This window comes from Sphingomonas endophytica (assembly GCF_001476895.1).
Lineage (GTDB): Bacteria > Pseudomonadota > Alphaproteobacteria > Sphingomonadales > Sphingomonadaceae > Sphingomonas > Sphingomonas endophytica_A.
On record NZ_LDTB01000257.1, the window covers coordinates 1 to 675 of the forward strand.

A 675-nucleotide genomic window follows, 5' to 3' on the forward strand; every position below is an offset into this window, starting at 1 on the left:
ATATTGCACCGCGCCGCCGGAGATGTTGAAGAGCGCGCCTTGCTGCGCCACCACTTCCGGCGCCGACAGCGTGATGGTGCCGCCGACCGCGGTCCATTCGCCGATCTTGTGGCCGGTGTTGTTGAGATAGCCGGAGACTTCGAGCAGCCCGCCCGCGGTGTAATAGCGGTCGGTCGCATAGCCGCCGGTGCCGGCCGGCACCAAAGTGAGATCACGGGCATCGATCCACATGTTGCTGTTGAGCAGCGTGCCGCTGTCGCGGTTCTGCGGGCTGTCGCGCAGCTCGTTGCCCTGGACATTGACCTTGATCGCATTGGCCGACACCGGCAGCACGGTGCCGGTGGTGCCGGAGACGTCGATGACAGAGCCGGTTTCGGCGAACACCCGCTTACCGGCGGAGGCCGTGACCTGGCCGCCCTGCGCCATGGTCAGCGAGCCGTTCCTGAAGTCGATGGTGCCGCCGGTGACGATCTCGATGCGCGACTGATCGGGGCGATCCACCAATGTCGAGAGGTTGTCGAACTGGCCGGTCGCCAGCAGATTGGGCTTGGCCGAGGCGATCAGCGCATCGCGCTGCGAAGTGAACGCGGTCGCGGTCGGATCGATGCCCGAGACCAGCGCGGCCGCGGCATCGGTCTCCGGCAGGATCAGGCTGATGCCGTTACTGGTCAGCGT

Annotated in this window: 1 protein-coding gene; it reads right to left on the reverse strand. The window is 66.2% G+C overall.

Going from position 1 to position 675, the window contains the following annotated elements:
- A partial coding sequence (locus tag NS334_RS17075; RefSeq protein WP_193753166.1) for a hypothetical protein occupies positions 1-675 on the reverse strand: 675 nt, incomplete at both ends.